Source organism: Candidatus Villigracilis sp., from assembly GCF_057083605.1.
In genome coordinates this window covers 1-8,371 of sequence record NZ_JBXMTI010000159.1, presented here as the reverse complement: position 1 = coordinate 8,371, position 8,371 = coordinate 1, and the positions used below count along the sequence as shown (strand labels likewise).

Sequence of the window (8,371 nt, the reverse complement as noted above, 5' to 3'; positions counted from 1 at the left end):
CCCGCTGCGTGGGCAGAACAACGTGCAGGGTGCGAGCGACATGGGCGCGATGCCGTTCCATTATCCCGGCTACATGCGCGTGGACAATGAAGATAACGCCGTCAAATGGGAGAAGACCTGGAACATCGAGCCCGGGGGTCTCTCGCGCAAGCTTGGTCTCACAACGACAGAGATCCTTTCTCATGCACACGAAGGTGGGGTGCGGGCGTTGTTCATCATGGGCGAGAACCCGATGATGTCTGAGCCGAACCTCAACGAGACGCGCAAGCACATGACGCATCTCGAATTTTTAGTGGCGCAGGATTTGTTTATCAACGAGTCAGGGGCGTTTGCGGACGTCTTCTTGCCCGCGGCTTCGTTTGCGGAAAAGGATGGGACGTTCACCAACACGGATAGGAGAGTCCAACGCGTGCGGACGGCTCTTTCGCCCCGTGGACAGGCGCGTCCAGATTGGAAAATTCTCTGCGATCTGGCGACCAGGCTCGAGCGTAGATTGAACCGTGGCTCTTCATCCAAATGGGATTACGCCTCGCCGGAGGAGATCCTGCGTGAGATGGCGTCCGTCAACAGTGATTACGCGGGCATCACGTATGAGCGCATCGCGAAGGTCGGTCTGCAATATCCGGTGCCGGATATGGATCATCCCGGCACGCCGACGTTGTTCAAAGAGACGTTCCCCAGCGGGCGCGGCAAGTTCATCCCGCTGGATTATGTGCCGGTGATGGAGCAAGCCGATGACGAGTATCCGTTCATTTTGACGACGGGACGCCTGCTCGAACACTGGCACGGCGGCACGATGACGCGCAACTCGGCGTTGAATGAGGCGTACCCCGAAGCGCGCGTGGAGATGCACCCCGCGGACGCGGAGATGCACGGTATCACGAACAACACGCCCGTGCGTGTGACGTCACGCCGCGGCGAAATTGTCCTGCGCGCCACCGTCACCGAGAAAACGTCAGTGGGTGTGGTGTTCATCCCGTGGCACTTCGCCGAAGCCGCTGCAAATTTACTCACGAACGACGCGCTCGACCCGCAGGCGTTGATCCCTGAATTCAAGGCGTGCGCGGTGCAGGTGTTCCCGGCGCGGGAAGATGAGTTGGCGAATCCTGAGGTTGAGGTGAAGAGGGGGAGGTATTGAATATGGCCAACCTATTTCTTTCATCAGATAAGATAACAGCTTTATCTATACGGATAGAGGAGTCTACTCGTGCGAGCGAAGACACAATTCCACGTTTTGTTGAACCTGCTGCAGGTACATTGGAAAGGGCTAAAAGTAGACGCCACCATATTGTTTTTGGTAGGCGAGGATCTGGGAAAACAAGTTTACTGAAAAAGGCAGCCAGTGATTTAACACTTAATCGCCGCCCCATCGCTTATGTTGACTTGGAATCATTCAAGGGTCATCCCTATCCTGATGTGCTACTAAGTGTACTTATCAAAACGTTTTCAGAATTCGCAATATGGCTTGAAACAGCAGCGATACACCCCCAAACAAAGAAGACTTTTTGGAAATTATTTGGAAATGAGCCAAGCCGGCCGCCATTTAATAAAGAACAAGCCCAAAAGTTAGCAGAGGAATTAAGGACGCAGGTTAAAGGATTAAGCAACTTGCTTTATGCGCCCGATGGTGTAGAAATAACTCAGAAAGTACGCTCTGGCGAGGAGAATTCGACCGATAAAGCGATCAGTGGAGGTCTGCAAGCACAAGTCGTATCCACCTCTGGGCAAGTCACTAATAAAATTACTAATTCCCAAGGTCAGGAAATAGAAGCAAAGTATGTGGACTCAAAAACAGATTATTTGAGACGTCACATTATGGATTATCAAAATATCTTCAGACGAATGGCGGATTTGTCTGGTGACGATTCGTATTTGTTTCTTGACGACCTATATCATATTCCACGTTCTGATCAGGCAAGAGTCGTGGATTATTTTCATTCCATAGGCAAAGGTAATAACCTTTGGTTGAAAATAGGAACAATCCGGCATCGAACCGATTGGTATATTCATGGAAACCCTCCAGTTGGGGTTAAGATTGGCGATGACGCGGATGAAATTGATTTAGATTTGTCACTTGAAAAATATCTACTAGCGAAGGATTTTCTAAGCAGAATTCTGAACAGATTTATTGATGAAATTGAAGTTTCGCCAAGAGATATTATGGTGGAAGAAGCTATTGATCGATTAGTTTTAGCTAGTGGTGGAGTAGCCCGGGATTTTCTTGGGATTTTTCGGCGTTCAATTGACTTTGCTCGAACACATGATACAAAGCATCGAGGAAATAAAATTGGTAGCGAGGATATCAATCATGCTGCTGGTGATTACGATTCTTCCAAACGCGAGGAGTTAAGACGTGATACTCTAGATGATAATTCCCTTCTGGAGGCTGAATTTAGGAAGGTTAGGGATTTCTGCCTGAAACGTGCAAAAGCAAATGTGTTTCTTGTCGATAAAGACGAAAATAAGGTGCGCTACGAGTTAATCCAAGAATTGATGGATTTGCGCTTAATACATAAGGTTAGCTCGCGAGTTACAGTAAGCAAACGTCCGGGAAGAATTTTTGAAGCATATATGCTGGACTTAAGTCAGTACACAGGCTCGCGAAAAATGAAAGATATGAGAATAGTTGAATTTTGGCGACAAGGAAGAGGTGATCAACTTAGGTTAATTTCAATGGTGTATGATCCTGACGTTCCAATCCCTGCCGAGGATGTTGATGTAGATGCAGCTGTTAAACCCAGCAAAAAGCCAAGGAAGACAAAAGGATGGGTTCAAGACGAATTAATCTAATTACAAACAGTCGAAGTCTGTGTATTGAATACTTCGCCGACAACGCCGCAACTATCCTGACGACCGACGTCCTCGACCCTGAGGCGAAGATTCTCGAGTTCAAGGCGTGTGCAGTGCAGGTGTTCCCCGCGAGGGAGGATGAGCTGGCGCATCCTGAGGTTGAGGTGAAGAGGAAGATGTATTAGTTTGACCCTTCCTAATCACCCCAAACTCGATGAGCTAAATAATGATTTGATAAAGTCTATTGGGTGTCAATGTCGCGAGCACAGCGAAAGCCACTAAATATTGCATCAGAGTAGGATGGGAGATACCAAAGGCGAGTAGATGTGCGCAAATTATATTCACCACTATTCCACATACCTCCTCTCAAAACACGATACTCACCGCTTGCTGGACCAACTGGGTTGGAGTTCGGCGATGTAGCATAGTAATTTACACTATACCAATCAGCTACCCATTCTAAGACATTACCTGCCATGTCATGAACGCCATATGGGCTTTGCCCCTCCGGATAACTTCCAACTGAGGTCGTGTCTCCTGCACATGCCCCGTTTTCACCTAGATGATTTGCAAAAGAACAATCTATCGAGTCATTTCCCCATGGATAAATATGTTTTTGTTGTTTCTTTTCGTTCCAGCTAGCAGCTTTTTCCCATTCCGCTTCAGAAGGTAGGCGGCCATTGCGATCGTTCCATTCACAAAATGCGTTGGCATCAATCCAGCTTACATCTGTTACGGGGTGGTCAGAATATTCAGAGGAATTATACCTATCGTTTCGAGGAAGTGAGCACACTCCAGCTTTTACACACTGATAGTATTGTTCATTAGTGACTTCATATTTCCCAATTTCAAAACTGTCAAGAAATACAGCGTGTATAGGTCTTTCACTAGAATCGCCATTGTCACTTCCCATCTGGAAGTATCCTGCTGGCACTGTTATCCATTCTATTGATAATGGACGGTAGATGAAGAGATTCAACTGACCGGTTAGAGCTAATCCTCCAGTGACCAAGGAAAATACGATTGCTCCTAAGATGCCAGCCCACCGAGATTGGGTTCTCCGCCGTTCTTTGCTATGTTCGGCTTGGCAAGCCCGTATATACTCTAATTCTAAAGTGTTCAGTTCTGAAGAATGGCTTTTTGCCCATTCGAGTGCTTGTATCAGCCGAGATCCCCGATACAAGTCACCTGCGTCCTTTTGATTGCGCTCCCATGTCAATGAACTATCAAATACATGCCTGTGAATGAGCAAACTCTCATGATTTTCATCCAGCCATTTGCGCAGAGTTCCCCATTCACGGATTAGAGCCTCGTGTGCTACTTCCGCGCTGTCCTGCTCGGTTGTTACCAAACGTGCGTCGGTCAGGGTGTTAAGAACTCTTGCTACTGCTTCCGGCGCTTTGGCTTGCCCCAGTTCTTTAATTTTTACGCGGCGGCGGGTATACTGCCCGCCTTCGCCCAATTCTGTCAGTCGCAGAATAATATTGCGCGCGATTGTTTGATCTTCCTGTGAGAGTTTGTTATACACACTTTCCGCGGTTTGGGTAATTGCCTTCTTTACGCGGCCTGCTTCGTAGTAACCTTGCAGAGTCAGCGTGTTTCCCTGCTTACGCTTCCACGTTTCGAGTAAAGCATGCGAGAGCAAAGGCAATGCACCTGGCTCTATGCCAACGTCTTCAAGAATCAAATCCACCAAGCGTGCTTGGAAGCCCCAGCCGTTGTTTTCTGCGGGCGCGGTGATCGCTTCGCGCAATTCATCCTGAGTCATTTCGCCAATGAATTCTTGATGAGCGCCTAGCGCGGAACGTAAGCCTTCGTATTTATCGCAAAGATGGTAGAAATCTGCACGGAGGGTGATAACCACGTGTGCCACATTATTCTCTTCGTCCGCGAGCGATAAAAGATTTTCGATAAATGACTTACGCTCGGCGAGATCTGTGCATAAGGTAAAAATCTCTTCGAATTGGTCAACTACTAGCAACATATGCGACTCTCGCGAACGACTCAGCATTTTGCGAACATGCAGCCGCAGACCGCGAGCATCATTTTTCAAGTCGTCAATCAATGTGGATGTCTCTGTAACTGATACGGAGTCGCGCGTCAAACTGGCGGCAAGACTCTCCAATGGGTGAGCGGTAGGCGTGATGACGTAGACTACGCCTCGCTCTACATGTTCTTTCTTCCACATAGGGATGAGTCCAGCCCGGGCCACAGAGGATTTCCCGCTTCCCGATGCACCCACGATCGCAAGAAAAGATTCTTTTGAAACACGCTCGGCGAGTTCGCGGGTCAATGACTCGCGACCATAAAACAAGTCTGCATCGGCAGTGTCAAAGTAACGCAAGCCCATATAAGGTGGCTCGCCTTCAACAGGTTCTTCTATCGAGGCATCAGGCTTGAGAAGGCTCAAAGCCTCGGATGTAAGTTCAACTTTATTCCCGCTTCCAATGATTACAACAGAACGATTTACATCCCTGCCTATGAAAATTTCGCCATTGGCAAGCGCTTGTTTTAGCAACTCAACTTCCTTCTTTGTTGCTGTTCCGTTCAATAATTTTTGAAGCACTTTTTTCTTTTCCATTGTGATGCCCTGGTGTTAGTGCAAATCTTTATTTCTTTCTCTTTGTTTTCTTCTTGTCATTGATCACATTGGCATTCCCCGCGATGATGTTGCTTTCTGAAACATTCCCGCCAATATGAATACCGCCCCTGCCAACTGCAACCGAATCATTTCCCTGTGCAATCGCACCGTCGCCCTTCATGTCGGCTGAAAAGGATATTACCTGTTTTGCTTCGTTGACCAATTCATCGAGTCGCCTTGCAAATGCTTCATCGTTCTCAAGTAATTTTTTGAGTTGATATTTGAACGCACCTTGTATGTCTTCATCATCAGGTGCTTTAGCCAAGTCCGCAGGCAGGTTCTGCGTTTCAGGTTTGGATTCCATTTTTGCTTTCACGGTGTCCCATATTTTGCTCACTACGTCAGGCAGGGATTCACTTGCTTTCTCAACGAGTTTGCCTCCCAGTTTCATAGCATACGGTTCGAGTAATTTCCATGCACTGATGGCAAGAGGGGCAAGTGAAATTGGATCCATACGACATTCTCCTCCGTAATTTTACACCCTGCTATTTGAATTGCTTGGCTCACTTTTCAAAATTCAAGCGTCGGTAACTGATGAAAACGGACTTTTGGATGGGCGGGGTTAGGACCTCACCCTGATTGTGACGATTAATCGGCGTGTTGGTTTGTCCCTCTCCCAATCCCCTTCGTTATCACTTCGGGGACGCTTCGCGGGGAGAGGGTATGGAGTTGACTTCTTTTCTGTGTGCCCTGTCATTAGTATTTCCTTACAGGGATTATACAAGAAAATGAGAAAGACCCGACCGGTCTACGCTCCGGCGTTTCGCTCCGCCAGATGTTTATCCAGCAACGCGATCAACTCCTCGCGCGAGTAATTGTGCTGCGGGTTATCGTTCTCGTCCAGCAGTTTGGCGAGCAGGGCGTTGATCACGCGGTTGCCCTCCCAGTGCGTGCCCACCAGATAGTGCAGTTTCGGCTTTTCACTAAACAATGCGTCCTGCACCGCCTCCCACACGATCTCGGGCGAGGATGGTTTGCGATTGAACTCAGACTCGGGCGCATCGGGATCGGGTTCGGGCCCCGGCTCGTTGAAACTGGCGAGGACGGCGTCTGCCTCTTCCTTAAACGGAGGCTGGGCGCGCTGAAAATGAGACAGGGTCCCCGCCTGCATCTTTTCACCGATGTCCGTGATGATCCCTCCCGGCTGGACGATGCTTACATGCACGCCATATGACCCCAGTTCAATGTTCAGCACCTCGGTATAACATTCGAGCGCATGTTTGGTCATGGTATACGGACCGTAATATCGCTTGGAAAGCATCCCACCCTGTGAGCCGATGTTGACGATCCGCCCCTGCGATTCGATCAACAGCCGCACGAAGGTATTGGTCATGCGGTGCGGACCAAACACATTGACGTTAAAAATATCGTACAGTTCTTCGTCCGTCCACGTGGCGAGCAGACCCAGTGGACCGATGCCGGCGTTGTTGACCAGCCCGTACAGTCCGCGCCCGGCGCGCGTCACCTGCTCGAATGCCGATTGCACTTGTTCCGCGTTCCGCACATCCATGAGTAGCGGCGTCACATTTTGGATTTCGGACAGCGCCGCCATATCTGAGTCCTTCCGCGCCGTGGCGTAGACGGGATGTCCGCGTTCGGCGAGGCGGATGGCGAGGTGTTTTCCAATGCCACTGCTGGCACCGGTGATCAGAACTGGTCGGGTGGATGGATCGGTCATGTGGAGTCTGTCAACCTTTCGGTAGATTTGTGTGACAAATAGATTTCGGGTTATATCATTTGCGGTTGCTTGCTCGCGTTTTGATTGCGTTGGATGCCCTCGAAGACCCACCTTCCGTTTTCGAGATAACACTGACTGATCGCAAACGAATTTGCCCAACGGCTCTTTTTCATGCGCGCGTAGCCTTCGTGATATTTATCCACGAGAGTCTGGATGGGACGAGAGAGTTCGGCATGGATGGTCCGTGTTTGGAAGCCCAACGACGTGCGGAAACAGCCGATCAGGATATCGGTCAATTGCAGGAATTGGCAATCCTCCGCTTCCTGACCATCCGGCCGTCGGTGGTCGCTGTGACGGTCGTCGATCAGGTCTTGCCGTCTCGAGATCGTACAATACTTGCGCAAACTGCCCAGCCGCGCAACGATCCGTTCCTGGTCAATGTGACGCTGGTGATGCTGGTGACCGTCGAAATGGATGCGGGTGAGGTGAATCGGGTTTTCATCCGAGCCGAGCAGGTGCAGTCCGCCCTTGATGCCGAAGCGGAAGGTCGTCTCGATCTTGCTGGCGTGGTCCCGAAACCCGGTGAGGTGTTTGTGCGCGTCCCGCTCGCGGAACAGGATGAACTTCAGTCCGTGCAGGTCGGTCTTTTCGTAGCGCGGCGCGCCCTTTTCGTGTTCACCTAGGAATACCGGCTCCGCGCGCCCCTTGGTGGATGAGCGCAACCCGGCCGCGCCGATCTGCGTCCACGCCGAGGCGAGGCTGTAGATCGGTCCCTTGCGGACGACATTCTTGATGCCGATCTTTTCATGATGCCGCGTGTTGAGCCGGGCCGTCTGTAGAAGCTTGGCAAAATCCGGCTTGCTCGTCACTGGCACCAACAACATGCCGTGCCAGTAACCGCCTTCCAGTGATTCGTCGTGGTAGAGTTCGTAATCCATGGAGCTATTTTAATTCTCTTGCGCAGACTCTCGGCTGGCTTTTTCCACTAAATAGACGATCGAAACATAGTCTTTCCCGGTCGCTTCGGACATGCCAATCTCGCAGGGGATATTCGATGAGTAGTAGCCAGCATACTCATGCGCGTTGACCTCGGCGGTCTCTTTTTCGGTGGCGGATTGCGTCAACTCAGGGAAGAGGAGTCCGCGGTCACCGGCGAAGGCGCAACAGCCGAGGTTGAGGGGCACGGTCGCGGACCCCGTGCATTGTGTGGCGATGTTGAGCATTTTGGAGTCCAAGCCCAGTTTGCGGAGGGAGCAGTTCGG

6 protein-coding genes and 1 pseudogene are annotated in these 8,371 nt (G+C 50.2%); 2 read left to right on the top strand and 5 right to left on the bottom strand.

Going from position 1 to position 8,371, the window contains the following annotated elements; translation table 11 throughout:
- Both AC14M5_RS23115 and AC14M5_RS23110 read left to right on the top strand, forming a co-directional pair.
- On the top strand, positions 1-1,138 hold a 1,138-nt coding region (locus AC14M5_RS23115; protein WP_484032084.1), incomplete at its 5' end, for a molybdopterin oxidoreductase family protein.
- 2 nt (positions 1,139-1,140) lie between these two features.
- On the top strand, positions 1,141-2,790 hold the full coding sequence (locus AC14M5_RS23110; RefSeq protein WP_484032083.1) for a hypothetical protein: 1,650 nt from the start codon (positions 1,141-1,143) through the stop codon (positions 2,788-2,790).
- A 241-nt stretch (positions 2,791-3,031) separates the two neighbouring features.
- Here the strand turns inward: AC14M5_RS23110 and AC14M5_RS23105 are convergent, their stop codons facing one another.
- The 5 genes and pseudogenes from AC14M5_RS23105 to AC14M5_RS23085 all read right to left on the bottom strand — a co-directional run.
- Positions 3,032-5,371, bottom strand: coding sequence for an nSTAND1 domain-containing NTPase (locus AC14M5_RS23105; protein ID WP_484032082.1), 2,340 nt, complete (start codon positions 5,369-5,371; stop codon positions 3,032-3,034).
- Positions 5,372-5,399: 28 nt separating this feature from the next.
- Positions 5,400-5,885, bottom strand: coding sequence for a hypothetical protein (locus AC14M5_RS23100; RefSeq protein ID WP_484032081.1), 486 nt, complete (start codon positions 5,883-5,885; stop codon positions 5,400-5,402).
- A 294-nt stretch (positions 5,886-6,179) separates the two neighbouring features.
- The gene (locus tag AC14M5_RS23095) at positions 6,180-7,109 is read right to left on the bottom strand and encodes an SDR family oxidoreductase (RefSeq protein WP_484032080.1); all 930 of its coding nucleotides are present in this window, start codon (positions 7,107-7,109) and stop codon (positions 6,180-6,182) included.
- A gap of 50 nt (positions 7,110-7,159) precedes the next feature.
- Positions 7,160-8,047, bottom strand: coding sequence for a hypothetical protein (locus AC14M5_RS23090; RefSeq protein ID WP_484032079.1), 888 nt, complete (start codon positions 8,045-8,047; stop codon positions 7,160-7,162).
- 9 nt (positions 8,048-8,056) lie between these two features.
- Positions 8,057-8,371 (bottom strand): annotated as a pseudogene (locus tag AC14M5_RS23085) (FAD-binding and (Fe-S)-binding domain-containing protein); the annotation flags it as partial.